Genomic DNA, 25,114 nt, shown 5'->3' with positions numbered 1-25,114 from the left:
GACCGGCGCGGAACAGGATCCCGGGCCCTCAGATCAGGCCGTGGCCCAGCGCCGTGATGACCGCGGCGGTGCGGTCGGCCACGTCCAGCTTGCTGAAGACGCGCAGCAGGTACGTCTTCACTGTGGCCTCACTGATGTGGAGCTCGCGTCCGATGTCGGCGTTCGTGAACCCTCGCGCGACAAGGCGCAGCACCTCGGTCTCGCGGGCTGAGAGGGCCGGCGGTGCGGGGCGCCGTACCTGCCGCACCAGCGTGGAGGCGACGCTCGGCGCGAGCACCGTCTCACCACGGGAAGCGGCCCGGATTGCCTCCGCCAGCTCCGTTGGCGAGGCGTCCTTGAGGAGATAACCGCTGGCACCGGCCTCGATCGCCCGCAGAATGTCGCGGTCCGACTCGTATGTCGTGAGCACCACTACGCGTACGCCTGGAGCACGCGTGAGGATCCGGCCGGTCGCCTCGACTCCGTCGCCGCCCGGCATGCGTAGGTCCATGAGCACGATGTCGGGGCGCTGCTCTGCGGCGACCTCCACGCCCTCCGGCCCCGACGACGCCTCGCCGACCACTGTCAGGTCCGCCTCGGCGTCGAGCATGCCGCGCAACCCGAGCCGCACAACCGGGTGGTCGTCGACGAGCACGATGCGGATCACGCGGGGACCTCCAGCTCGACGGTAGTGCCGCCCGGTCGTCCGCCGTCAACGGTCAGAGTGCCACGCACCTGCTCGACGCGTGAGCGCATGCCGGCGAGCCCGAACCCGTCGGCGCGGTCTGCGGCGATGCCGCATCCGTCGTCGCGCACGACCAGGCGCACGCCCCGCTCGCCGTACGCGAGCACCACCTGCGCCTCGGTGGCGTGAGCGTGCCGGCGCACGTTGGTGAGCGCCTCCTGAGCGGCCCGCAGCAGTACGACCTCCACAGGTGTGGGCAGCTTCCGCGGCGTCCCGGTCACTCGCACTGTGGCGTGCACCCCGGCCTCCTCGGTGAAACGGACAGCCTGACGGTGCACCGCGTCGGGCAGCGATCCCGACGCGAGCGCGGCGGGCGAGAGCGCCGCCACCAGGGCTCTCGCCTCGGCCAGGTTCTCCTTTGCGGTGTGCACCGCCAGCGCCAGGCGCTCGTCGCGTAGCTGCGGGTCGTACGCCTGCAGCAGCGTGACGATACTCGTGAAGCCCTGCGCGAGAGTGTCGTGGATCTCGCTGGCGAGACGGGCCCGCTCGGTGGCGATCCCCGCGTCGCGCGAGAGTCGGGCCACCTCGGCGCGGCTCGCCTCGAGTTCGTCGATGAGCATGCCGCGCTCCACGTGCTGCCGGAGCACTCGGACGATCCAGAAGCTGACCCAGGTGCTCGCTGCCCCCGTGATGACTGCGATCAGCAGGTCGGTGGTCACCGCGTGCGGGTCCTCGACGAGGTCGACAGCGGGGGTGACCAGGTTCGCGAGGATCGCCAGCACGATCCCGACACGTACGTCCACGAGCTGGAAGATGAGCGGGATGACCGCGAACAGCAGCCAGCTCGTGAAGGGTGCGGCCGCCACTGCGACGACGTAGAGCATGAGGTACGTCAGCGTGACGGCCAGGACCGCGCCGTCCTCGACGTTGCGCCGGATCTGCCGCCGCCCGACCGTCACGTGCAGCAACGCCATGGCGGCGATGGCACCCGTGGCCAGCCCGCGGCGCCACGGCTGGTGGTCGTCGACCACGAGGGTCGCGGCGGCCACCGTCACCGCCACCACCCCGAAGTAGGTGTCCCACCAGCGGGAGTGGCCAGCAAGCGCCTCGCCACCCCTCAGCGATCTCTCTGATCCCACCGGAAGGTCACCAGGCATAGCACCAATCCGATCACAGTCCAAGCGCCGAGCACCAACGCCGTGCGGCCGAGCTCCCACTGGCCGGCGGCCTCAAGCGCCTTCATGCCGTCGGGCAGAAAGACATAGCGGAAGCCTTGACTCATCCATTTCACGGGAAAGAACGAGGCCACCACAATCAGCCAGTGCGGCAGCTCTGTGATGGGGTGGATGAACACGCCGGAGACGAACTGCAACGCCACCACCGGCACATTGAGGATCGTGCCCGCCGTGCGGGCCTGCTTGACCATCGCGCTCACCGCCACGCCGAGCAGGCCGCACGACGCGGTCGACAGCAGGAAGAGCCAGGCGAACGTGCCCCAGTGCGACGCGTCGGGCATCGGCATGCCGAAGACGAGCGCGCCCACGCCGACCAGCACGATCACCTCGGCGGTGCTGAGCACGAGGACCAACACGAGCTTGCCGATCAGATACGAGGCGGCCGGGATCGGCGTGCCGTGCAGGCGCTTGAGCGTGCCGTCCTCGCGGTCCATGGCGAGACCGGAGCCCATTGTCACGAACGCGGTTGTCAGCACGCCATACGCGATCATGCTGGCCGCATAGACCTGGCTCGCACTGACACCGATCTGATCCTGCTCGTTGTCGAAGATGGTCCCGAACAGCAGCAGGATCATGGCAGGAAACGCGAACGTGAACACCATGGCGGTGCGGTCGCGCAGGAACAGGAGCAGTTCGGTACGGCCCCGGCTCAGACCGTTCCGCACCGGCGAAGGAAGGGCGGTCGATGGCCGGGCGGCGATGGTCATTTCGTGGCTCCGATCAGGTTCAGGTAGACGTCCTCGAGGGTGGGGCGGGTGATCGTGAGGCTGCTCAGGTCGACGTCCTCGGCGACCAGCTTGCGGATCAGCTCGGTCGGATCAGTGACCTTCTCGACGCGCGGCTCGCCGTTGTGGCGCCACCGCACTGTGGCGCCGGCCGCACCGCGCCCACCCAGCGTCGCCGGGGTGCCCTCGGCGACGATCTGGCCGTCCGCGAGCACCGCGAGCCGGTCGGCCAACGCCTCGGCCTCCTCGAGATAGTGCGTGGTGAGCAGGATCGTGGTGCCCTCCGCGGCGAGCGCGCGCACCAGCTCCCAGAACTGCCGGCGCGCCTGCGGGTCGAAGCCGGTCGTGGGCTCGTCCAGGAAGAGCAGATCCGGGCGTCCCACGATGCCGAGCGCCACGTCGACGCGGCGGCGCTGCCCGCCGGAGAGCGCTCGAATCCTGCTGTCGCGCTTCTCGGTGAGGCCAACCAGCTCGATCACCTCGTCGGCCGGTCGCGGATCGGGATAGAACCCGGCAATGTGCCGCACCATCTCGCGGACCGTGAGGTCGGCCGCATCGTTGGCGTCCTGCAGGACGATCCCGATCCGCGAGCGCCACGTCCGCCCCGCAGTGCCCGGGTCCTCGCCGAGAACCCGGACGTCGCCAGCGTCGCGGCGGCGGTGTCCCTCGAGTATCTCCACAGTCGTGGTCTTACCCGCCCCGTTCGGGCCGAGCAGCGCAAAGGCCTCCCCTCGGTCGACCGTGAGATCGATGCCACGGACCACCTCGTGCCCCCGATAGGTCTTCCGGAGGCCTCTCACCTCGATGGTTGTCATACCGTCGAGAGTGCCGGTTGCCAACCTTCCCGAGGAACGACCGCCCGGCCGTCAGCGGCTGTCCACCGATCGGTGGACACTCGCGGGTCTCGTTGATCGGGCGACGATCGGCCGTGACCTGGCTCCGCACTCGGCAACGTGCTTCCTGGACGCTCATGACGTCTGCGATGCTCTGGGCGTGCAGTACGTGTCCAGAGTGCCGCGACCGCCGCTGGACGGGCTGATCGACGACCTGTACTACCTGGAGGGTCCGCCGCCGTACGCCCGGCTGACGCTGCCGCCCGCGCCGTCGGCGCTGCTCATCGTCAACCTCGGGGCACCGTTTCACATCCGTGCCGGCACCGACATCGAGGCGGCCGAGTACGCCGACGGCTGCGTGGTCACCACGCCCACCCGCGCGTGGGAGTTCGGCTACCCCCGGCGGACCCGGTCCGTCGGCGCGCACGTCAAACCGTGGGGACTGGCGCCGTTCCTGCCGATGCCCGCGGCCGAGCTGGCTGACCGGCCGGTGACGGTGGAGCAGGTGTGGGGCCGACCCGCCGTCGCTGAGCTGCGAGAGCGGCTGGCCTCGGCGGACGGACCACACGAGATGCTGACACTGCTCGAGGAGGAGCTGATGCGGCGGCTGCGGGCGACCGCCGGCCTGGGGTTGGTCCGCCATACGAGCAGCGTCATCGCGGCGACGAGCGGGGGCGTGACGATCGGCGGCCTGAGTGTGGCGGCCGGTGTCAGCAGCACCCATCTGGCCCAGCGGTTCAAGGAGCTGATCGGCGTCACGCCGAAGCGGCTGGCCCGCACCTACCGGTTCACCGCCACCGTGTTCGCGATCGACCTCGCCGGGCCGATCGACTGGGGCGAGCTCGCCGGTGCCGCGGGTTACTTCGACCAGGCCCACTTCGGCCACGAGTTCCGGGCGTTCACCGGGCTCACGCCGACCCGCTACGTCGAAGTCCGGCGGCGGTTCCAGCGCGAACATCCCGGCCACGTGGTGGACGGTTGGCCGCTGCCGGCGGATTGATTTCCTACAAGAGGGACAGCTCCCGAGACGCTAATTTGGGGTTCCCGAAATCAGAGGAGAGCTCCGTGGGCAAGGTGGTCATGTACAGCTCGGTGTCGGTGGACGGCTTCGTCGCGGACGTGAACGACAGCCCCGGACCGCTGTTCGACTGGTTGTCCGGTGGGGACGTCCCGTTGGACGACAGCGGTGCGCTGAAGGTGTCGCAGACCTCGTACGACTACACCCGGCCGTACTGGGACCAGATCGGGGTGACGGTCGTCGGCCGGCACGTCTTCGACATGACCGACGGCTGGGACGGGAAGCCTCCGGGCGGAATCGAGCACGTGGTCGTCGTGACGCACCGGCCGGCGCCGGCGGGCTGGGACCCGGCGGCGCCGTTCCACTTCGTCGCCGGCGTCAAGGCAGCCATGGCCACGGCGCAGCAGCTGGCGGGTGACCGCATCGTCGAGGTCGCCGCCGGCGACGTGGGCGGCCAGGTGCTGGCCGCGGGCCTGATCGACGAGGTACGCATGGACGTCGTACCCGTCGTGTTCGGGTCCGGCAAGCGCTACTTCGGGTCGGTCGACGCACAGCACCTGTTGGCGGATCCGGACGCGGTGATCCAGGGCAACCGGGTGCTTCACCTGCGCTATCAGGTGCGCCGTTGACCAACCTGAGCCGGTACGCGAGGAGACGTCGCGGAGGTGCCGGTGGGTTCCGGCAACCAGTCGCGGTTCGGGTCGTACTCCAGCCAGCGATTGCTCCCGGCCTCCGCCACGTAGGCGTTGATCAGGACGCCCAGCAGTGGATGCTCGTCGGTGCGCCACAGCAGCGACCAGGCGTAGAGGGGTGTCGGTTCCACAAGCGGGACCAGCCGGATCCTCGGATCATCGGGGAGCGGCACGTCCGCCGGCAGCAGAGAGAAGCGGCGCGGGTCCGCAGCCACGTCGGCGAGAAAATGGTCAAGCCCCAGGTTGGCGCCCTCAGCGTGCTCGCGGATGCCGAAACGCTCGGCGAAACTGTGGAGGAAGTCCAGCCGGTTCAGCGCTCCCGGTGTCCACAGCACACTGTCACCCAGTTGCTCGGGCCGCAGCACGGGCTCGGCCGCCAACGGATGATCCGCGCTGAGGATCGCGTCCACCGGCTCCAGGCGTACGAGGCGGTGGGTCAGCCCGGCGGGCAGGGGCGGGTGAACGCGGCCGAAGGCGGCGTCGATCTCGCCGTGCAGCAGCGCGGCCGCCACCGACGGCAGGTCGCGCCCGTGTCCCAACTCCAGCCGTAGCTCGCTGGTACGCGCCGCCACCTGCGCCAGCGTGCGCATCGGCGCGTACAGGTGGCCCCACACATCGACTCGTAGCGGCCGGCGCAGATCCAGCACCGCGGCCACGGCCAGGTCACCGGTGGCCAACGCCCGCCTGGCCGGTTCCAGAAACCGTTGCCCGGGTTCGGTGAGCCGCACTCCCTGGCCGCCGCGTTCGAACAGCCGCATACGAAGCCTGAATTCCAGGCGGGCGATTCGTTTGGACAGCGCCTGCTGTGAGATCGACAGTTCCTCGGCCGCCCGGCCGAAGTGCAACTCCTCCGCCGCGACCACGAACGCGCGAACCTGAGCCAGGTCAAGATCCACGCCGTCACCTTAGTTGACAACCGATGGTTGTCGCTCGATCTCGAATGTTGTTGGAGGGCGCGGCACCACCGCCGGTTTCATGATCGGCATGAAGAGATTGGTCCCCACCGGAGATCCAGCCCGTCCGGTTGAGTTTGCCCAGGATGCCCAGCCCGTTCCGGCGGCGGACGAGGCATTGATCAGGGTTGAGGCGTTCGCTCCGAACCGGGGCGAGACGTTCCTGCTGGAAGAGCCGGGTCCAGATCTCATTCCGGGCAAGGACGTCGCAGGCTTGGTGGTTCAGGCGGCGGCCGACGGTTCCGGCCCGTCGATCGGCACCCGGGTGGTGGGCCATCCGGCGATGGGCGGCTGGGCCGAGTACGTGGCCGTGCCCACCCACTCGCTTGCCGTACTGCCCGACGAGATCAGCGCCGTCCAGGCGGCCGCCCTGCCACTGGCCGGGATCACCGCCCTCCGGTTGCTACGAACGGCCGGCGCCGTGGCGGGCCAGCGGATACTGCTGACCGGCGCCTCCGGCGGGGTGGGTCACTACCTGACCGAACTGGCCGCCGCCGCGGGCGCGGAACTCACAGTGGTGACCGCCACGCCAGCGCGTGGTGAGCGGTTACGCGAAGTGGGCGCGACAACTGTCGTACACGATGTGGACGACGCGCAGGGGCCATTCGACCTGGTGCTGGAATCTACCGGCGGCGCCCAGCTACCGGTCGCGCTTGCCCGACTGGCCGCCGGAGGCACGCTTATCTGGTTCGGTCAAGCCAGCCGCACTCCGGTGACGCTCGACTTCTTCGACTTCTTCGCCGGCCCGGAAGGGGCGGCGATCCGGCATTTCCACTACGCCGGCGCGCCGTACGGCCGGGACCTGGCCACCCTGGTGCGTCTGGTCGACGGCGGGCGGCTGCACCCGGAGATCGACCGCGTGGCCGACTGGAGCCAGACCGCCCAGGTCCTGGTCGACCTGCGGGAACGCCGAATTCGCGGCAAGGCTGTCCTGACGACGGGAGTAGCACGATGAGCGTCGCAGAGTTCGCCGCCGCCAATCTGACCCGCGCCACCGGCGCCGGACTGGACCCGCACGAGTACCGGCGCGTCACCGCCGAACTGGCGTCCCTCAACGATTGGGGTCAGGCCTTCATCCGCGCCGCACGGCAGCACCTCGCCCGCGCGGAACAGGCGACCTCGCCCGTGTCGGCAGGCGAGCACTACCAGGTGGCGGCGCGCTGGTTCCACTTCGCCACCCTGGCACCGGATCCCGAGCACGCGCTGGCCGCCAGCGAAGCCGACGCCGCCATGGGCCGCGCGCTGGCTCTCCTGGAGCCGCACGCCCGGCGGATCGAGGGGCCCGGCTTCACCGGTTGGCTGCGAGGCTCCGCCGACACGCCGACCACCGTCATAGTCGTGCCCGGCATGGACTCCAGCAAGGAGGAGTTCCACACCGTCACCTCAGCCTTACTGCGAAGGGGCATGGCGGTCTTCGCGATGGACGGCCCCGGGCAGGGCACCCTCGCGTCCACCTCGACGGTCCGGCCCGACTACCACCAGGTGATCGCACAGGTCATCGACGCGCTCGGCGTCGCACGTGTCGGGCTCATCGGGCTCAGCCTGGGCGGCTACTACGTCGCGGAGACCGCCGCCCACGAAACCCGCGTCGCGGCCGCCGCCACCGTCAGCGGCCCTTTCCGCCTGGACTGGGATGCCCTGCCGCCCTTCGTGCAGGGCCTCCTCAGTTGGCGAGCCGGCGGGGCCCAGGCGGCCCGCGATTTCGCCCGCCAGGTCGACCTCTCCACGCTGGCACCACGCATCACCGTCCCACTGCTGGTGGTGGACGGTGGCCAGGACGTCATCCCCGGCGTGACAAACGGCGAACCGCTGGCCCACCTCGCCCCGCGAGGCGAATACCTGCTCGTACCGCACGGCGACCACCTGCTCGGCAGCGCCCAACCCGACTGGCTCGCCGCAACCGCCGACTGGCTGTCCGGAGAACTCAGATGAACCGTCTCAGCAACAAGATCGCCCTGATCACCGGTGGCACCAGCGGCATGGGACTGGCCGCCGCGCACCGCCTCATCGCCGAAGGCGCCCACGTGGTCATCACCGGCCGTACCCATCAGCGGGTGGAAGCCGCTGTCGCCGAGCTCGGCCCGCGTGCGCTGGGCGTGGCGGCCGACGCCGCCGAGCTGGCCGGGCTGGACGCGCTGATGGACACGATCAGAGCCCAGCACGGCCGGCTGGATGTCATCTTCGCCAACGCCGGCGTGGGTACCTTCCTGCCCTTCGCCGACATCACCGAGGCGGACTTCGACCACGCCGTCGGCGTGAACCTCAAAGGCGTGTTCTTCACCATTCAGAAGGCGCTCCCGCTGCTTACCGACGGTGGCTCGATCATCATCAATGCCTCCTGGACCCTGCATCGGGGCAACGGCGTCCTCACCCTGTACTCGGCGACCAAGGCGGCAGCACACAACCTGGCGCGCACCCTCGCCGCGGAACTGGGGCCGCGGGGCATCCGCGTCAACTCCATCAGCCCGGGGTACATCGACACGCCGATGTATCCGGCAGCGGCGTTGAGCGAGGCTGAGGCTGCGGCCGTGACCAGCCGAGTGGTAGCCGGCCGGTTCGGCAGACCGGAAGAGGTCGCCACCGCGGTGGCGTTCCTCGCCTCGGCTGACGCGTCCTACATCAACGGCCAGGACCTGGTCATCGACGGAGGCCTGGTGACCGCCATGCCAGCCTGATCGATCCGGCTACGACGCCGGTACCTCGTTGGCGTCGTAGCCCCCACGGCCCTCATCATCGTGCCCCTTCCCGACCAACGAGCTGCGCTGACGCAGCCATCGTCGACTGCCTACGCGCGGTTTGCCCGGACGGCACGGCGACGTTCAGTGAGGCGTCGCGCCTTCACCGCGTTGCCGCAGTCGGCCATGCGACACCATCTGCGGGAACCGCTGCGACTCTGGTCCAGGAACATCCAGCCACAACCACCTTCGCCCACCGGGCAGCGGCGCACCCGGGTCAGGTCGGCGGTCAGCATGACGTCGAGGGCGGCGTCGGCGATCCGGTCGGGCACCATCATGGCCGGCACCGTGCCGTAGGTCAGCCGCACCCGCGACGAGTCGAGCACGAAGCTCGCTCGGGCGGCCGCGCCCGACCAGCGTTGATGTAATGCGACAAGCGCGGCGCCGGCCGCGACAGGGTCACCCGTCGTCCCACCGTCCGCGATCGTCGCGAGCAGCACGAGATGCAGCCCTTCGCGCACGTCCCGCACCGCGGCCAGACCGGCCTGCGCCGCCGCGGGCTCGTCGCGCCAGACGCGGCCGACCTGGTCGGCCTCGGCGTCGCTGACCACGCCCACCCGGACCGACCAACGCAGCAGAGCGGGGCTGTCGCCCAGGAAGTCGTGTGGCGAGCCACCCCCTCGCTCGAGTGTGTTGACCAGGTCGAGCGCGGGGTGGCCGCCAACCAACGGTAGCTGGGAGACATCGAGCGGCATGCCCAGGATGCTACCAGCTATATCGGCATAGACGGTGGTTATGAGCCGAGCAGATGGGCCCGGCGAAGTTCGCCGTGGCCTGTGTCCACCCGTGATACACCCCCGCTCGACGACAACGGGCAGAGATAACGGCACGTCTATGCTACCTTCAAAACCCAGCTAGCAGGAATCACTCCGGTGTGGCTCGTGCCATTGATCGCGGGTCGGCTGCGTACCGCTTGCGTGGCGGCTTCTTGCTGCGTCCTGTCGAGAATCTGGGAGGTAACCAATGGCGCACCAACGACGCGCGGTGTATGCCCTCGCCGCGTTGTCCGCCGCGACCTTCTGTTACGTCACCACCGAGGTGCTTCCGATCGGGTTGCTCACGCTGATCGCGCCAGACCTGGGACGCACCAGGTCCGAGGCAGGTCTGCTGGTGACCGGGTACGCCGTGGTGGTCATGATTGTGGCGCTTCCACTGACCCGGATCACCCGGCGAGTGCCCCGGCGCCCACTGCTCGCCGGCTCGCTCGGTGTGTTCGCCGCGGCGACTGCGGTGTCGGCCTTCGCGTCCTCCTACGAGGTGTTGCTCGCCGCACGGCTGGTCTCCGCCACCACCAACGGCATCTTCTGGGCGGTGGTGTTCCCCGTGGCGATCTCGATGTTCCCCGCGAACATCCGCGGCCGCATCGTGGCCCGACTGTCGATCGGCAACGCTCTCGGCCCGGTCCTCGGCGTACCGCTGAGCACCTGGCTGGGCGGGCAGGCCGGGTGGCGGGCGGCGTTTCTCGCGATGGCCGTTCTCGGCTTCGTCACGTGCATCGCGGTGGTCCTGCTGCTGCCGAACGTCACAACACAGGAGAGTGCTGCCGACACCGGCCCACTGCCGGATCGGCACCGCTTCGTCGTAATCCTTGTCGCCACCGTCCTCGCGGTCACCGGCGCCATGGGCGCGTTCACCTACATGACCGTCTTCCTCCTCGACGTCAGCGGGTTCGCTGCGGCGTCTCTCGGCATACTGCTGTTCGTCCAGGGCTCGTTCGGCGTCGCCGGCACCTGGGCGGTGGGCCGGGTCCTGGACCGGTTTCCGCTCGGTGTCGTGCTGGCACTGCTCGGGCTCATTACCGCCGCGATGCTCGGCCTCTACGGGGTGGGCACGAGCAAGGTACTGACGATCCCGTTGCTCGCCGTGGCGGGGATGTCGTTCAGCTCGCTCATCGCAAGCATCCAGCACCGCATCATGCAGGTGACCCCGTCGACCACCGACATGGCGTCGGCAAGCCTCAGCGTCGCGTTCAACGTCGGCCTCGCCGTCGGCTCGCTCATCGGCGCGGGCCTGCTGGCGACGGCCGGGGTACGCGTCATCCCGTTGTTCGCCGGCCTGCTGACGGGCGCGGCGTTCGCGTTGCTCGCCTGCCACGAGCTGTCCCGCAGGAGGGGAGTCGGCCAGGAGACTGTCAGTCGTGGTCGCGATCCACAGCCGGTCGGACACTCCGCAGCCGGTGCGTGAGTCCCACGGCCCGAAAGGCGTGACTCACGATGCCGACAGCTCGGCCGTCGTCACGGCGCACACCCCCGGGCGCCCGTGCCGCAGGGCCCGGCGTGGAGGATGCTCCTCCGCGCCGGGCCCTGGCATCGGGTGTGGTCAGCTGGCCGCGCAGGTGACGGTCGTGCCCGGACCGGTGCCGGTGCCCTGGAAGCCGAAGTTGGTCGACTGCCCGGCGCCGACGCGTCCGTTGTAGCCCACGTTCGTGTATTGGACGGTGCCGCTGCTGCCACTGGCCTGGGCGTTCCAGACGCTGGTGACAGCGGCGCCGCCGGGCAGCGTGAGGGTCGCGGTCCAGCCGTTGATGTCTGCGGAGCCGGCGGTGACCGTCACGCTGGCGGTGAAGCCGCCGGGCCACTGGTTGACCGACACCGACGCGGAGCAGCCGTTACCGGTCGGCGGCGGGGTGGTCGGCGGGGCCGTGGTCGGCGGGGCCGTCGTGGGCGGCGCCGTGGTCGGCGGCGCGGTCGTCGGCGGCGCGGTCGTCGGCGGCGCGGTCGTCGGCGGCGCGGTGGTGGGCGGGTTGGGCACACCGTTGGCCAGGCTGTAGGCCAGGTCGGGCTGGAACGAACCGGCCGTGTAGCGGCAGCCGTCAGCCTCCCCCGGCGGCTTCACCCAGAGGTACGCGTCGATGTTGCTGTCGCCGGTGTTGGTCGTCGGGTACTGCCCGATGCGCCGGTCGGTGTTGTCGTCGCCGCACCAGTCGCCGCTGGCACCACCGTTGCGGCTGGTGTCGATGACCTGGCGCTTGCCCGAGAGGCCCATGCCGTTGAGGGCGGAGATGACCGCCCGGCCGAAGTTCGCCTCGCTGGAGGTGGAGTTGTAGTTCGACACGTTGCTGAAGAAGCCGTCGGCGTACTGCACTCCGGCCGCTCGGAGCCGGTTGGCCGTCTCATTCGCGCTGTTCCAGGTGGAGTGGCCCGCGTCCAGGTACACCTTGGCGTTGGGGTTGGCCGACTTGATGGTCCGGGTGGCCGTCGAGATCGCCTGGTTACGCGCGTTGATCTCGCTGCTGTTCAGACACGTCAGCAGGGCGAGCGAGTCGGTTTCCAGGATGATGATGACGGTCTGGTTGCCCAGCCCTCTGGCGAAGTTGGACACCCAGGTCTGGTACTGGTTGAGGTCCGGTGCCCCACCGGCGCTGGCTCCGCCGCAGTCCCGGTTGGTGATCTCGTACACCGCCAGCACCGGGATCTGCTGTGCCGAGTTGGCGGCGCCGATGAACCCGGAGACCTCGGACTGCACTGTCGAGGGGTTGAAGTTGGCGAACCAGCGGGCCTGCGGCTGACTCGCGATCTTGTCGCGGATGACGGCGGCACGCGAGTCACCGGGGTTGGCGGCGACCCAGCGTACGACGGCCGAACTCGGGTCGCGGTAGAGCGATCCGGACAGCGTGCCGGCGGAGGCGCTGCCGACGGCCAGACAGACGCCGATGGCAGTGGCGCCCGCGACGGCCGCCACGCTGGTGGCCACCGATCTGCGGAGGAGCGAGCTAAACATAGCCACGACGTGTTGCCTCCTGATCACATAGATGTTACCGAATTCATGGGAGCGTTCCCATGGACGGTAGCGGAGGCACGCCCCGCTGCCAAGGTGTCCGGACTCGTTCTTGAGGCAGTGATCCTTGTTTATATTCCAAACTCACTACCGCATCGCGCCGGCGCGCTCGCCGGCCTCCACGGCAGCCGGGGTCGCCCTGCTGACCTCGGTCAGCGCCGGGCTCCATGCGCCACTTATGTTGTCCCGCTTCCCGGTCCGCCACCTACGCGACGCCGCCTACCCCTCGGGTCCGACCCGGAGCGGGCGGTCGGGACGAGCCGCCCGCAGTCAACCGGCACGAAGGCGCTGTCGGAAGGTCGGACCTTCCCGCCGGACGTGACCTTGAGCCGCGAGCGGCAGCCGTCGGGAGCCGGGCCGGCAGCGCCGCAACCCAGGAGCCGGCCGGCGGCGGGCGCCCGGCACGGGTCGAGGGCGGCGCGGTACGGCATCGATCGCGGAGACGCGCCCCTGGAGGCACCGGGACTGGCCCGCATTTTGCCGGCCCGGGCCCGACGGGGGCATGCCGCCACCGGCGCAGACGCGCTAGTGACAGTCGCCGTACCGGAACCGGTCGCGCCGACGGGCTCGGGGCCGAGTCGCAACCCGCCGGACACAGCATTGACATACTTCACTGCTCAATCTAGCGTCGGGGCGAATCGATTCAAGGGTCGAGCGGGGTGCTCCGGCACCGTCCGGCGGTCGGCCGTCGAGGTTCGGGACGCCCCCGGTGTCGGCCACCAAAGATCCGACGACCAACTGGTCCCGCATGGGCGGCGAGACCAGCCGCAGGGAGCCGTGGCGATTAGCGGCCGGATGCCGTGGACAGGTCGCGTCTGCCGAGGTTCCTCCGCGCCGAGCATGGTCGGCGGAGTGACCCGAGGTGGCGCGTGGTAGCGGTGCGGGTGTCGCCGTGGACTCCCCGCACCTGAGTCAGTTCGTGTCGAGTGGCGGGAGCCCCATCGTGACAAGACGTAGACCCATCCTTGGCTTTCTGGCAACGGCGGCGGCTGTCGTCGTGACCGTGAGCGCGGCGGCACTGGCTGGCGGCCTGAGCACCACCGCGTCGGCCGCGGACATCGTGCCGGCCGCGGCGACCGCCGGGTGCGGCAAGGCGCCCACGCTGACCAGCGGTTCACGAACCATCCAGAGCGGCGGCCAGAACCGCACCTTCATCCTGAGGATTCCTGACAACTACGACCGGAACCACCCGTACCGGTTGATCTTCGGGTTCCACTGGAACGGCGGCACCGCCAACGACGTCGACGGCGGCGGGGCGGACGGGGCAGCCTGGTCCTACTACGGGCTGCGGCAGCAGGCGAACAACAGCACCATTTTCGTCGCCCCGCAGGGCAACGGCAACGGCTGGGCCAACCCCGGCGGCCAGGACGTCACCTTCGTCGACAACATGATCAGCCTGATCGAGGCAGACCTCTGTGTCGACACGACGCAGCTCTTCGCGCTCGGCTTCAGCTACGGCGGCGGCATGAGTTACTCGCTCGCCTGCTCCCGGGCGAATGTCTTCCGCGCTGTCGCGGTGTACTCCGGCGGGCAGCTCAGCGGGTGCGGCGGCGGTACGCAGCCGATCGCGTACATGGGCATCCACGGCATCGGGGACCCGGTGCTGAACGTCTCCGCCGGACGGTCCCTGCGAGACACCTTCGTCCGGGCCAACGGGTGCACCGCACAGAACCCACCCGAGCCGAGGGCGGGCAGCCTGACCCACATCACCACCACCTACTCCGGCTGCCGATCCGGCTATCCGGTGGTGTGGGCGGCCTTCGACGGCGGGCACACCCCCGGTCCGGTGGACGGCGGCGGGGACAGCGGAGCCAGGACCTGGACCAAGGGCGAGGTGTGGAGGTTCTTCACCCAGTTCGGCAGCACCGACCCCACGCCGACTCCGACGACGTCGCCGACCGCCAGCCCGACCAGCACCCCGCCGCCGGGTGGCACCTCGACCCTGCGCAACGCGGCCTCCGGACGGTGCCTGGACGTCAACGGCGCCTCCCAGACCAACGGCGCGGCGGCGATCATCTGGGACTGCCACGGCCAGAGCAACCAGAGCTGGACGTTGACCGGGGCCCAGGAGCTGCGCGTCTTCGGTGGTAAGTGTCTCGACGTCAACGGCGCCAGCACCGCGAACGGCAGCTCGGTGATCATTTGGGACTGCAACGGCCAGTCCAACCAGCGGTGGCGGCCCAACGCCGACGGTTCGATCACCGGCGTTGGTTCGGGCCGGTGCCTGGACGTGGTCAGCAACGGCACTGCCAACGGCACGCGCGTCCAGATCTGGGACTGCAACGGCGCGGCCAACCAACGATGGAGCCGCATCTGATTCCGGCGGACCTCTCGGGAGGCCACCGGTAGGCCCGGTTCGGCGGCGGAACCAGCCGGTTTCGCCGCCGGACCGGTCGGGCGCGCGGCACCGCACATTCATCTGATATTTCTGCGCCCCAACACATGTCCCACCGGCACCGATCGGCGACTTTTACCTGGTCCACACGGTTGACCGGCGATCGATTCGGTGCCTAACATACGACGTCTATTTATTAGTGATCTTCGATTGAAGCGACTGCGCGCAGTACGCCAGCTCACCGTGTGACGTACGGCTTCGCTGTCGAAACCGGCTGGGGAGGCGGGTCAGATGTTCGATCGAGAGAGTCATCGGCACAGTGCAGGCGAGGTGGAGCCACGCGGACGGTCCCGGCGGCGCCTGTGGCGTCCGCGCCAATGGACCGCCTCGCTTGTGGGATCGGTGGTGATGGCGGCAGCGGTGCTCACCGGCTTCGCCTCGCCGGCCCAGGCGGCAACCGCCATCACGATCAACGGTGGGTCCGGTGGACGGGCGCTCGACGGGATCGGCGCGGTAAGCGGTGGCGGCGGCAACAGCCGGTTGCTTGTCGACTACCCGGAACCGCAACGCAGCGACATCCTGGACTACCTGTTCAAGCCGGGCCGCGGCGCCGCCATGCAGCTACTGAAGACGGAGATCGGCGGGGACACCAACTCCACCTCCGGCGCGGAGCCCAGCCACGAGCACACCCGGGGCAACATCAACTGCAACCGGGGCTACGAGTGGTGGCTGATGGAGCAGGCGAGGGCGCGTAACGCCAACATCGCCCTGGCGGGCCTGTCGTGGGGAGCGCCGGGCTGGATCGGGAACGGCAACTTCTGGTCCAACGACTCGATCGACTACCTGGTGGCCTGGCTGGACTGCGCGGCCACCCACGGGCTGACCATCAACTATCTCGGCGGGTGGAACGAGAAGGGCTTCAACGCCACCTGGTACAAGAACCTGCGCTCGGCCCTCAACTCCCACGGCTACAGCAGCGTGAAGATCGTCGCCTCGGACGACTTCGGCTGGGGCGCCGCCGACGAGGCCCTGCGGGACCCGGCGTTCGCCAACGCCGTGCAGGTCTTCGGCAGCCACTACGTCTGCGGCTACCGCAGCGCGCAGACCAGCTGCCCCAGCTCCGGCAACGCGGTCTCCACCGGCAAGTCGCTGTGGGCGAGTGAGAACGGCTCCGACGACTACAACGCCGGGGCACAGGCGCTCGCCCGGGGCATCAACCGTGGCTACATCGACGGCAAGATGACCGGCTACATCAACTGGCCCGCCATCGCCGCCATCACCCCCAACATCCCGTGGGCGACCACCGGCGTGGCGGTGGCCCAGCAGCCCTGGTCCGGCGCGTACTCGATCGGCAAGAGCGCGTGGGTGATGGCGCAGACCACGCAGTTCACCGCCCCCGGCTGGCGCTACCTCGACGGTTCGACCGGCTACCTCGGCGGTAACCGCAACAACGGCAGCTACGTCTCGCTGAAGTCCACAAACAACAGCGACTACAGCACCATCATCGAGACGATGGACGCCGGGTCGGCGCAGACCCTCGACTTCACCGTCACCGGCGGGTTGTCCTCCGGGACCGTGCACGTCTGGTCGACGAACGTCCGGTCGAACAACACCGCCGACCACTTCGTCCGGGGCAACGACATCACGCCGAGCGGGGGGCGTTTCTCACTCACCGTCCAGCCCGGCTACGTCTACAGCATCACCACCACCAGCGGCCAGGGCAAGGGCACGGCGACCAGCCCGGCACAGGGCACCCTGAAGCTGCCGTACAGCGACACCTTCGACAGCTACGACGTCGGGCGTGAGGCCAAGTACCTCATGGACCAGCAGGGCTCGTTCGAGATCGCCGCCTGCGGCGGTGGCCGCTCCGGCCGGTGCGTACGGCAGATGTCCGAGCAGACGCCGATCTTCTGGACGTCCGGCCAGGCCGAGCCGTACACGCTGCTGGGTGACCTGAGCTGGCGCAACTACACGGTCTCCTCCGACGTCATGCTGGAGAAGTCCGGCTACGCGCAGCTCGTCGGCCGCGCGAACACCTACAACCACCAGGGGCCACAGAACCTCAACGGCTACTACTTCCGGGTGACCGACGGTGGCGCGTGGTCGATCCGCAGCAACAACACAAGCGGCAACTGGCGCACGCTGGCCAGCGGTAACACCTCCGCGCTGGGCACCGGACGCTGGCACACCCTGGCGCTCACTCTCAACGGAAGCACCCTCACCGCGAGCATCGACGGCGCCACCGTCGGCACGGCCTCCGACTCGACCTGGGTCGCCGGCCAGATCGGGTACGGCACCGGTCAGGGAGTCACCGCCCAGTTCGACAACCTCACCATCACGCCGGTCGGCAACTCCGGTGAGCCGGGCGCGACCACGGCTATCCGCGGCGCGGGCTCCAACCGGTGCCTGGACGTCAACGGCCAGAGCCAGGCCGACGGTTCGGTCGTGCAGATCTGGGACTGCAACGGCGGCGCGAACCAGCAGTGGACGCTCACCTCGAGCAACCAGCTGACCGTCTACGGCAACAAGTGCCTCGACGTGGCGGGCACCACTGCGGGAAGCCGCGCGCGGATCATGTCCTGCAGCGGCGGTAGCGGCCAGCAGTGGCGGGTCAACGCCGACGGCACGATCACCGGGATCGGATCGGGGCTCTGCCTGGACGTCAACGGCGCGGGCACCGCAAACGGCACCGCCGTGCAGATCTGGACCTGCACCGGTGGCAGCAACCAGCAGTGGATCCGCGGCTGACCGGCTGACCTGCGGGCGAAGGCCCGTACCCGGGTCGTGGCTGCCGGCCGCTCGACTGAGCGGCCGGCAGTCGTCTGCCGCGGCTCGGGCGCTTCGGCGCGCGGGCCGGGTTCCTGCCGGGTGGTGCGCTGCCTATGCTCGACGGGTGCAGGACAACGATCAGACCGTGCTGGCCGGGATGCTCCAGTCGGCCGAGGAGGCCGCGCCCGTCGAGGCGGTCGAGGCGGTCACCGACACCATCGCCAAGGCCCTGGACGCGCTCGACGTGTCGCTGCTCATCGCCGACCTCAGCGGCCGAGCGCTGGTCCGGCTGACCCACCAGACGCTCGCCGACCGCCCCGGTCGGCGGCAGGGCGAGGAGGCCGCCGAGGTTCTCCACTTCGACGGCGGCCCGCACGAGCAGGCACTGCGCCAGCAGACCACGCTCGTGCTGCCCGGTGAGCGCCGCTGGACGGTGCTCGCACCCGTCACCGAGCGCGGCGAGACCATCGGCCTGCTGGAGATCGACCTGCCCGTCGAACCGGGTGCCGCCACGATCGCGGAGATCGCCCGCACCGCGCACGCGCTGGCGTTCGTGGTCATCGCCAACCGCCGGCACACCGACCTGTTCGAGTGGGGGCAACGCAGCACCCCGTTCACGCTCTCCGCCGAGATCCAACGCCGCCTGCTACCCGCCGCGTTCACCTGCGAGGCGAACACATTCGCCCTCTCCGGCTGGCTGGAGCCCGCCGCGAGCGTCGGCGGAGACACCTTCGACTACAGCGTGGCCCGCGACGCGTTGCACGTCAGCGTCACCGACGCGATGGGCCACGGCGTGGCCAGCGCACTGACCGCCACCCTCGGCGTGGGTAGCCTGCGCAACACCCGCCGGCGCGGCGACAGCCTGATCGCACAGGCCGAGACAGCCAACCGGGCCATCGCCGAGAACGCGAACGTACGCGGCACGTACATGACCGCCGTACTGGGCCGCATCGACCTGGGCACCGGTCGGGGCGAGCTGCTCAACGCGGGGCACGTGCCGCCGATGCTGGTCCGCGACGGCCGGGCCGCGCCTGTGGAACTGCCCGCCAACTTTCCGTTGGGCATGTTTCCCGACGAGGGCTACCGCAGCGGCGAGGTGTCCCTGAGGCCCGGTGACCGGCTGGTCATCGTCACCGACGGGATGCGCGAACGCAACGCCAGCAACCTCGACCTGCCCGCCGCCCTGCTCCGCATCGCCCATCTGCATCCACGCGAGGCGGTCCGGGCGCTGTCCGACGAGGTGCTGGCGATCGCCGGGCCGGCCCTGGCCGACGACGCGACCCTGCTCATCATCGACTGGTACGGGAGCCAGGAACCGCGGTCGAGCCGGGCCGGCGCCGACACCGCCCGCGCCAGCGACTTTCCCTAGCGAGGGTGGTCACGACGCCGCCCGTGCCGCCTCCTCGGCGTCGTCCACCGTGTCGAAGATGTCGATCACGCGGTCCACCGAGGTGATCGACAACACCTTACGCACCGTGCGGCGGACCCCGGCCAGGGCGAGCGAACCGCCCCGCGCCTGCAGGTCCTTGTAGGCGACCACGAGCGCGCCGAGGCCGCTGGAGTCTATGAATCCGACGTCGGTCAGGTCGACCACCACCACCTGGACACCGTTCTGCACCAGTTGGTGCAACTGGTCCCGTAGCTCGGGCGTGGTGCTCATGTCGAGGTCGCCGGCGGCCTCCACGACGGTGCCGACCCGCCCCTGCCGCGTTGACAGCGTGAAGTTCACCCAACCCCCTCGGTACGGCCGTCGCCGGCAACTCGGCGACCCAACGCGCCACCCTCACCGTGCCAGAAGTCGGCGGCAACCGCTCGTCGGGGCGCGCCCCCGTCACGGAACTTCCCGCCCCACCAGATCGGGACGGGTGGCCCATTCGACGGCCACCCGCAGCGGGTCGCCGGTGCGGAAGATCGGCGGTTCGTGCAGCAGGAAGTCGCGGTGGCTGATGTTCCAGGCGTACGCGCCGGCCATGGCGAAGGCCAGCACGTCACCCACGCCGATCGGCCCGGCGGTGGCCGAGGAGGACAGCACGTCCTTCGGCGTGCAGAGCTGCCCGACCACGGTGATCGGCCCACCGTCGGTGCGGGCGCCGTCGACACCGCGCCGCCGGTGCACGGTGAACGGCTGCGGGTGTCCCTTCGCCGCCGGTGTGCGCAGGTGGTGGGTGCCGCCGGCGACCACCACGAACCACTCACCGTAGGAGCGCTTCACGTCGATCACCTCGGTGAGGTACGCCCCGCAGTACGCGGTGACCGACCGGCCCGGCTCGATCCGCAACCGCACCCCCGGGTACGCGTCGAGGACCTCGCCAAGTGCCCGGCCGTAGCCGACCCAGTCGAATCGCGCCGCCGGGTCGGCGTAGTCGACGGCCATGCCCCCGCCGACGTCGACCTCGACGGCACCGAGCTCGGCCGTCGCCCAGCGGACCACTGCGGCGGCGACAGTGGCCGCGAGCGGGGCGTCCAGCCCGCTGGCCAGATGCGCGTGGACTCCGCGTACGTCGATGCCGGCGGGTGGTCGGCTTGCGCACTCCACCGCGTCGGCCGGGTCCATCCCGAACGGGCTGGGCCCACCGCCCATGACCAGGCTCGCGCCGGGCGCGTCGACCGGCAGGTTCACCCGCAGCAGCACCTGGGCGGACCGGCCGGCGGCGGCGGCCAGCGCGCCGAGTCGCCGCAGCTCGGCCGGCGATTCGACGTGGATGCGGCGCACCCCGGCGGCCAGCGCGGCGGCGAGGTCCGCGTCGGTCTTACCCGGCCCGGCGTACGCGGCCGGGACGCGACCCGGCGACACCTCGGCCAGTCTCCGCAGCTCGCCCCGACTCGCCGCCTCGAACCCGTCGACGATCGGGGCGAGGGTCCGTAGGACGCCGGGATCCGGGTTGGCCTTTACCGCGTAGAGCAGCTCGACCGCCCGGGGCAGCGCCGCCCGGATCGCGCCGGCATGTGCGGCAAGCGCATCGAGGTCGTGGACGTAGACCGGGCGGGTCACCGCGGCCGGCCCAGCGGGTTGGGCACCGGCACGAACGGTGCGGCCCGGTCCGCGTCGCGCCGCCACCGGACCAGCAGGTTGGCCTTGGCCACAAGCGGCTCGCCGGCCAGCAGCGCACGCAGCTCGGGCGGATCGTCGAGGTCGGCGGCGACCGCCTCGACGACGGCCCGCAGCTCCTGCCACAGCCGCCGTTCGAGGCCCGGCCGCGCATCGGCGAGCGCCCCGCAGATGCCGCCGAGGTGGTTGACGAACAGGCAGTAGACGATCCGGCGGTGGGCGTCCCGGGGGCCGTAGCGGACCTGCGCCGGAACACCCTCCGGCCAGGCGGCCCACCGGTCGGCGGCAAGCTTCACCCCCTCCAGGTCGCGCAGCAGCATGCGTACCGGGCTGCGGTCGCCGTCGAGGACGACGACCACGTTCTGCAGGTGCGCCTCGTACACCACGCCGTGGCTGAGCCAGCCGCGCAGCACCGCCGGCACCAGCAGCTCGACGTACGCCCGCCACCAGGCCACCGGGTCCGGTGTCGCCAGCGGCTCGGCGGCCAGCGCCGCCGCCAGGATCGGGGTGTCCTCGGGTCGCAGGTGCGGGCGCAGGCCGGTGCGCAGGATCGTCCCGTACGCCTCGTCCGGGCCGGGGATGTCGACAGTGCGGTAGGCGGGCTCGGCGAGCAGCCCGACCCCGTCCGGCAGCGGCACCCGGGACAGCAGGTCGGTAAGCGCGACCGCGCCGGTGAGTTCGTAGCGGGCGTTCTTGCGCAGGCAGTTGGTGATCCGCACGTGCAGGCTGGTCTTGACGAAGAGGTCGGCCGCCGGGGCGTAGAGGGTGCGCACGCTCGCCGTCGGCCGCACCGGTACGCCGGCCGCCCCCAGGTCGCGCAGCCGGGGGTGGGCGGGCGGAAGCAGTGCCAGCTGCCAGGGGTGCACCGGCAGGACGCGGTGCCCGCGCGGCGGCCGGGGCGGGTCGAGGGCCGCCACGAGTGGATCGAACGGCCCGGCCCCGGCGACCAGGTCTTCCGGTACGGCGAGCCAGTGCAGCCGGAACGAGGTGCGCAGCTCCGGCGCGTACGCCCGCCAACGCTCCGGGTCGCCGCTGCGCCACTTCGGGGTGGGGTGGTGGGGGTGACCGAAGACGAGTGACTGCTCCGAGTCGACGTACGCGTCGATGGCGGCCTCGCCGGTGCGGGCGCGATCCTCGGTCGGTCGTTCGGCGAGCAGCCGGGCCACGGTGTCCCGGCTGGCGTGGACCTGCTCGACGAACTCGTCGTTCACCAGGCCGGTCCGGGTGGTGAGTTCCGCCGCGACCAACGCGGCCAGCCCGTCGGCGTCCAGGTCCGCCCAGCACCCCGCGTCGGTCATCCGCTGCACCGGACCGGCGTAGCGGTGCGCGCCGAGCGGGTCGGCCCGGGCGACCGCGCAGCGCAGCGTGACCTGGAGGTGTGGCAGCAGCACCCGGGCTGCGCCGTCGACCACGGTCGGTGCACCGTCCGGTGGGGCGAGTTCGCGGATCAGGCACCCGAAAACGGCGTGGGCGGCGGCCAGGTCGGCGAGCTGGCCGGAGGCGGTGGCCGGCCGGGAGCACAACCGCACGCTCGTCATTGTGTCTCCCGCAGGTAGTTCGGGCCGGTACGCAGGTAGTACTTGTTGATGTCGGCGCAGCCCAGCCGCTGTTTGGGCAGCAGGGTGCCGGCGGTGAGCATCGCCTTAACGGGCAGGTGGGCGGCGCGCAGCACCCGTTCGGTGAGGGTCCGCGCCGCCGGTCCGTCGCCCCACCGGTCCCGGGCGGCGGCGAGCCGGGGCGCCAGCGCCTCGGCGGGGGACGGCACGGGCAGCCCGCGGGCGGCCAGCGCGACGAGCGGCGCCGCCGCGGCCAGGTGCAGGGTGATGGTGATGAACACGTCGGCCAGTTCCTGTGGATCGCGCGCCCACATCCGGTGGTCGTGCAGGGTGAGCCCGGTCGGGCCACCGTAACGCGGGTCGAGTCGGGCGCCGTCGTTGTCCTTGTAGAGCAGGCCGACCGAGCCGTCGGCGTGCACCAACAGGTGGATGTTCTGCGGGTGTGCCTCAAGGGCGATGCCGTGGCGCAACCACAGGAAGACGTGCCAGTCGAGGAGCAGGTCCAGGTAGGAATCCAGCAGTGCCGCGGGCCGGTCGGGGCTGATCCGGGCCAGCACCGTGCCCGCGACCGGGTCGGGTGCGGCCAGGGCCGCGACCGGCACCACCTGGACCCCATCCAGGTCGCGCGGAAACCGGCGGAGCAGGAAGCCGCGCCGTTCGTCGCCGTCGACGTGCGCCCAGGTGCTCTCGTCGGCGTGCCGGATCCGCCCGGCGAAGGCGGGTTCGGCGTGGGCGGTCCGGTCGAGCAGCGCGGCGACCGCCGCGCCGTCGGCGAGCGAGCCCGGGTGCAGGGTGCGTCGGTTGCGGGCGCCGAGGCTCGCGGTTGGTAACGGCAGCTTGAGGTGCAGGTACGGGTCGCTGTCGAGCGCCACCGTCCGCATCGAGAGGGTGGGCCGCACCGGTGTCACAGGCAGGTCGGTCACCGGGAGCGCGGCGCGGGCCACGGTGATCGGATGCGCGGGCAGCAGCAGCTGGTCCGGTCGCGCCGCGCGTGGCCACCAGGCCGGCAGCTCACCCGCGAGCCGGACGTCCTGGGCGGGTACGGCGTACCAGCGCAGCGCGAACCGCGGGGCGTGCTCCGGGGCGTACCTGAGCAGTTCGTCGTCGGTGAGACCGTGCCGGCACCGGTCGGTGGGGTAGACGGGGTGCCCGTGGTGGGCGGCGAGCACGTCGTCGAGGAGCGCCGCCGGCAGCCCGGTCGGAGTGTTCGCCCGGGCGGCGGCCACGTCGGCGAGCACCCGTGGCCGGTGCCGGGCGGCGAGCCGCCGGGCCCGGAGGTCGGCGCGGCACTCGGCGCGGAAGTCCCGCCAGCCGGCCGCCGCCTCGCCGTCGTCCCGGGGGGCGAGCAACGTCAGCAGCCCGGCCACGGTGTCCGTCCGGTGGGTGACGGCGTCGGCGAGCACCAGTACGGCCGGCGCGGCGCTACGCAGGGCGTGTTGGAAGCCGTCCGGCCGCACCGGGATGCGCAGCAGGCCGGCGGGGTGCGGCACCTGCCACCAGTCCGGCCCGTCCGGGCGGCCGGTGCTGAGCAGACCGAGGTGATCCTCGCGCAGCAGGGCGTCGAGCACCCGGGTGAACACCTCCCGCTCGCAGTCGTCGCTCACTCGACGATGGTCCACTCAAGACCGCTGCGGAAGGCGGCCAACGACGTCCGGACGCTGTCCCGGTCCGGGGCGATCGCGTGCAGCACGGCCAGGTAGTCGCGGTTCGTGCCGGTGCGCTCGGCGAAGCGGCCCACCGCGCGCAGCGGACGGCAGCCCAGCCGGACCTCGCCGTGCCGGGTGTCGAGCGGCCCGGGTGCGGCGGTGAGTCGGCCCGACCGGTCCGCGCAGACGTACTCGACCTGGGCGTATCCGTCGACGGTGGCGGGCAGCGCGAGGGCGGCCAGCGGCTCGCCGAGGTGCAGCCGGATGACGTGTTCGAACAGCGGAACGCCGAGCAGGTCGGCGAGGATCAGGTCCATCCGGTCGCCGATGAGGCGGTAGTTCACCTCGATCAGCCGGACCCGACCGTCGCCGGTGACGACGTACTCGGTGTGGCAGGCACCGAAGCCGACCCCGAGCGCGGCGAGGCAGGCCCGCAGTCGGGTGCTCGCCGACTCGGTCGGGGGTGACCAGGAGAGGCTCTCCTCGGTGAAGGTCGGTGGTGGGCCGAGGCCGGTGCGCCACCCGCCGAGGGAGGCGAGACCGGTGCCGTCGCCGAGGGTCTCGAAGGTCCGCAGCTCACCGTCGAGGTACTCCTCGACCACCAGGGCCACGTCCGGCCGGCGGCTCCGGATCTCGGCGACCCGGGCGACCAGCTCGGCGTGGTCGGCCACCAGGTACGCGTCCTCGCTGGCCACCCCTTCGCGGGGTTTGACCACCGCCGGGAACATGCCGACCGGCACCCGCGGCGCGGCTGCCGGGTCGACGGTGACGGTGCGTACCAGATCGAGGCCGGCGGCGGCGATCGCCCGCCGGGCCGCGGCCTTGTCCTTGCAGAGCCGGGCGGCCTCCGGGTCCTTGCCGGGCAGGCCCAGCTCTCGGGCGGCGATCGCGGTGGCCTCCTGGAGATGGTCGCTGTTGGACAGTAGCGCCATCGGCGGGTTCGGTGCCGCCGCCGCGACCACCGCTGTCGCGTCCCGGACCGCGCAGCGCGTCACCGGCACGTCCGCCGGCCATTCCGTGGGCCGATCGGTGAGCACCGTGGCCGACAGCCCCAGCGCCGCCGCCGCCGGCAGGAACCCGTCCAGGACGGCGTCGGTGGGGTTGAGCGCGGTCAGCCAGATCCTCAT

At 70.9% G+C, this 25,114-nt stretch carries 21 protein-coding genes; 9 read left to right on the top strand and 12 right to left on the bottom strand.

The genetic code is table 11. The features are described 5' to 3' along the window. Positions 1-28: 28 nt before the first annotated feature. The 4 genes from AB0B86_RS04840 to AB0B86_RS04825 are packed head-to-tail and all read right to left on the bottom strand — an operon-like array spanning position 29 to position 3,439. Positions 29-646, bottom strand: a complete 618-nt coding sequence (locus tag AB0B86_RS04840; RefSeq protein ID WP_357402524.1) for a response regulator transcription factor — start codon at positions 644-646, stop codon at positions 29-31. Continuing rightward, positions 643-1,803 carry a sensor histidine kinase gene (locus tag AB0B86_RS04835; protein ID WP_357402526.1) on the bottom strand — a complete coding sequence of 387 codons (1,161 nt, stop codon included), beginning with the start codon at positions 1,801-1,803 and terminating at the stop codon, positions 643-645. Before AB0B86_RS04835 ends, AB0B86_RS04840 begins: the two co-directional genes overlap by 4 nt. After that, positions 1,782-2,606, bottom strand: a complete 825-nt coding sequence (locus AB0B86_RS04830) for an ABC transporter permease (RefSeq protein WP_357402528.1) — start codon at positions 2,604-2,606, stop codon at positions 1,782-1,784. The genes AB0B86_RS04835 and AB0B86_RS04830 overlap by 22 nt, the downstream gene beginning before the upstream one ends. Next, positions 2,603-3,439: an ABC transporter ATP-binding protein gene (locus AB0B86_RS04825; protein WP_357402530.1), complete on the bottom strand. Its 837-nt coding sequence runs from the start codon at positions 3,437-3,439 to the stop codon at positions 2,603-2,605. Before AB0B86_RS04825 ends, AB0B86_RS04830 begins: the two co-directional genes overlap by 4 nt. A 178-nt stretch (positions 3,440-3,617) precedes the next feature. Between AB0B86_RS04825 and AB0B86_RS04820 the strand changes: the two genes are divergently transcribed. Both AB0B86_RS04820 and AB0B86_RS04815 read left to right on the top strand, forming a co-directional pair. Further along, positions 3,618-4,457: a helix-turn-helix domain-containing protein gene (locus tag AB0B86_RS04820; protein WP_357402532.1), complete on the top strand. Its 840-nt coding sequence runs from the start codon at positions 3,618-3,620 to the stop codon at positions 4,455-4,457. 65 nt (positions 4,458-4,522) lie between these two features. After that, positions 4,523-5,104 (top strand): dihydrofolate reductase family protein, encoded by a 582-nt coding sequence (locus tag AB0B86_RS04815; RefSeq protein ID WP_357402534.1) that lies wholly within the window; start codon positions 4,523-4,525, stop codon positions 5,102-5,104. Here the strand turns inward: AB0B86_RS04815 and AB0B86_RS04810 are convergent. Continuing rightward, a complete protein-coding gene (locus AB0B86_RS04810) occupies positions 5,089-6,063 on the bottom strand; it encodes a LysR family transcriptional regulator (protein ID WP_357402536.1) in 975 nt (324 codons plus the stop codon). The genes AB0B86_RS04815 and AB0B86_RS04810 overlap by 16 nt on opposite strands. Positions 6,064-6,238: 175 nt before the next feature. Here AB0B86_RS04810 and AB0B86_RS04805 point away from each other — a divergent pair, with 175 nt between their 5' ends. From AB0B86_RS04805 to AB0B86_RS04795, 3 genes are read left to right on the top strand one after another with little or no spacing between them, the layout of a single operon-like run. Then, complete coding sequence (locus tag AB0B86_RS04805; RefSeq protein WP_357402538.1) at positions 6,239-7,075, top strand: zinc-binding dehydrogenase; 837 nt, start codon at positions 6,239-6,241, stop codon at positions 7,073-7,075. Then, positions 7,072-8,052: an alpha/beta fold hydrolase gene (locus AB0B86_RS04800; RefSeq protein ID WP_357402540.1), complete on the top strand. Its 981-nt coding sequence runs from the start codon at positions 7,072-7,074 to the stop codon at positions 8,050-8,052. The genes AB0B86_RS04805 and AB0B86_RS04800 overlap by 4 nt, the downstream gene beginning before the upstream one ends. Further along, the gene (locus AB0B86_RS04795; RefSeq protein ID WP_357402542.1) at positions 8,049-8,795 is read left to right on the top strand and encodes a glucose 1-dehydrogenase; all 747 of its coding nucleotides are present in this window, start codon (positions 8,049-8,051) and stop codon (positions 8,793-8,795) included. Before AB0B86_RS04800 ends, AB0B86_RS04795 begins: the two co-directional genes overlap by 4 nt. A 110-nt stretch (positions 8,796-8,905) precedes the next feature. Here AB0B86_RS04795 and AB0B86_RS04790 read toward each other — a convergent pair whose 3' ends face one another. Further along, complete coding sequence (locus AB0B86_RS04790) at positions 8,906-9,550, bottom strand: CGNR zinc finger domain-containing protein (RefSeq protein ID WP_357402544.1); 645 nt, start codon at positions 9,548-9,550, stop codon at positions 8,906-8,908. A 268-nt stretch (positions 9,551-9,818) separates the two neighbouring features. Between AB0B86_RS04790 and AB0B86_RS04785 the strand changes: the two genes are divergently transcribed. Further along, positions 9,819-11,039, top strand: a complete 1,221-nt coding sequence (locus tag AB0B86_RS04785; protein ID WP_357402546.1) for an MFS transporter — start codon at positions 9,819-9,821, stop codon at positions 11,037-11,039. A gap of 135 nt (positions 11,040-11,174) precedes the next feature. Here the strand turns inward: AB0B86_RS04785 and AB0B86_RS04780 are convergent, their stop codons facing one another. Beyond that, entirely contained in the window at positions 11,175-12,581 is a 1,407-nt protein-coding gene (locus tag AB0B86_RS04780) for a glycoside hydrolase family 6 protein (protein ID WP_357402548.1), read from the bottom strand. Between the two features lie 1,048 nt (positions 12,582-13,629). Here AB0B86_RS04780 and AB0B86_RS04775 point away from each other — a divergent pair. The 3 genes from AB0B86_RS04775 (at position 13,630) to AB0B86_RS04765 (ending at position 19,105) form a co-directional block, all read left to right on the top strand. After that, positions 13,630-14,949 (top strand): lectin, encoded by a 1,320-nt coding sequence (locus tag AB0B86_RS04775; RefSeq protein WP_357415301.1) that lies wholly within the window; start codon positions 13,630-13,632, stop codon positions 14,947-14,949. A 426-nt stretch (positions 14,950-15,375) separates the two neighbouring features. Then, complete coding sequence (locus AB0B86_RS04770) at positions 15,376-17,715, top strand: ricin-type beta-trefoil lectin domain protein (protein WP_357415642.1); 2,340 nt, start codon at positions 15,376-15,378, stop codon at positions 17,713-17,715. A 145-nt stretch (positions 17,716-17,860) separates the two neighbouring features. Beyond that, positions 17,861-19,105: a PP2C family protein-serine/threonine phosphatase gene (locus tag AB0B86_RS04765; protein WP_357402554.1), complete on the top strand. Its 1,245-nt coding sequence runs from the start codon at positions 17,861-17,863 to the stop codon at positions 19,103-19,105. Between the two features lie 9 nt (positions 19,106-19,114). Here AB0B86_RS04765 and AB0B86_RS04760 read toward each other — a convergent pair whose 3' ends face one another. The 5 genes from AB0B86_RS04760 to AB0B86_RS04740 all read right to left on the bottom strand — a co-directional run bounded on the left by AB0B86_RS04760 (position 19,115) and on the right by AB0B86_RS04740 (position 25,114). After that, positions 19,115-19,465: an STAS domain-containing protein gene (locus AB0B86_RS04760; RefSeq protein ID WP_357402556.1), complete on the bottom strand. Its 351-nt coding sequence runs from the start codon at positions 19,463-19,465 to the stop codon at positions 19,115-19,117. A gap of 102 nt (positions 19,466-19,567) precedes the next feature. Further along, complete coding sequence (locus AB0B86_RS04755) at positions 19,568-20,728, bottom strand: alanine racemase (RefSeq protein WP_357415295.1); 1,161 nt, start codon at positions 20,726-20,728, stop codon at positions 19,568-19,570. Continuing rightward, entirely contained in the window at positions 20,725-22,323 is a 1,599-nt protein-coding gene (locus AB0B86_RS04750) for an IucA/IucC family protein (protein ID WP_357415292.1), read from the bottom strand. Before AB0B86_RS04750 ends, AB0B86_RS04755 begins: the two co-directional genes overlap by 4 nt. After that, positions 22,320-23,945, bottom strand: coding sequence for an IucA/IucC family protein (locus AB0B86_RS04745; protein WP_357402562.1), 1,626 nt, complete (start codon positions 23,943-23,945; stop codon positions 22,320-22,322). Before AB0B86_RS04745 ends, AB0B86_RS04750 begins: the two co-directional genes overlap by 4 nt. After that, complete coding sequence (locus tag AB0B86_RS04740; protein ID WP_357402564.1) at positions 23,942-25,114, bottom strand: siderophore biosynthesis protein; 1,173 nt, start codon at positions 25,112-25,114, stop codon at positions 23,942-23,944. Before AB0B86_RS04740 ends, AB0B86_RS04745 begins: the two co-directional genes overlap by 4 nt.

Source organism: Micromonospora sp. NPDC049047 (assembly GCF_040649135.1).
GTDB lineage: Bacteria > Actinomycetota > Actinomycetes > Mycobacteriales > Micromonosporaceae > Micromonospora.
The sequence above is the reverse complement of the archived record's forward strand: the minus strand, read 5'-3'. Positions and strand labels throughout refer to the sequence as shown.

Excerpts from the sequence above, each read along its gene's own strand:
- AB0B86_RS04750 (WP_357415292.1), bottom strand. The coding sequence starts at position 22,323 with ATGACGAGCGTGCGGTTGTGCTCCCGGCCGGCCACCGCCTCCGGCCAG.
- AB0B86_RS04800 (WP_357402540.1), top strand. The coding sequence starts at position 7,072 with ATGAGCGTCGCAGAGTTCGCCGCCGCCAATCTGACCCGCGCCACCGGC.
- AB0B86_RS04790 (WP_357402544.1), bottom strand. The coding sequence starts at position 9,550 with ATGCCGCTCGATGTCTCCCAGCTACCGTTGGTTGGCGGCCACCCCGCG.
- AB0B86_RS04795 (WP_357402542.1), top strand. The coding sequence starts at position 8,049 with ATGAACCGTCTCAGCAACAAGATCGCCCTGATCACCGGTGGCACCAGC.
- AB0B86_RS04830 (WP_357402528.1), bottom strand. The coding sequence starts at position 2,606 with ATGACCATCGCCGCCCGGCCATCGACCGCCCTTCCTTCGCCGGTGCGG.
- AB0B86_RS04770 (WP_357415642.1), top strand. The coding sequence starts at position 15,376 with ATGGCGGCAGCGGTGCTCACCGGCTTCGCCTCGCCGGCCCAGGCGGCA.
- AB0B86_RS04825 (WP_357402530.1), bottom strand. The coding sequence starts at position 3,439 with ATGACAACCATCGAGGTGAGAGGCCTCCGGAAGACCTATCGGGGGCAC.
- AB0B86_RS04740 (WP_357402564.1), bottom strand. The coding sequence starts at position 25,114 with ATGAGGATCTGGCTGACCGCGCTCAACCCCACCGACGCCGTCCTGGAC.
- AB0B86_RS04785 (WP_357402546.1), top strand. The coding sequence starts at position 9,819 with ATGGCGCACCAACGACGCGCGGTGTATGCCCTCGCCGCGTTGTCCGCC.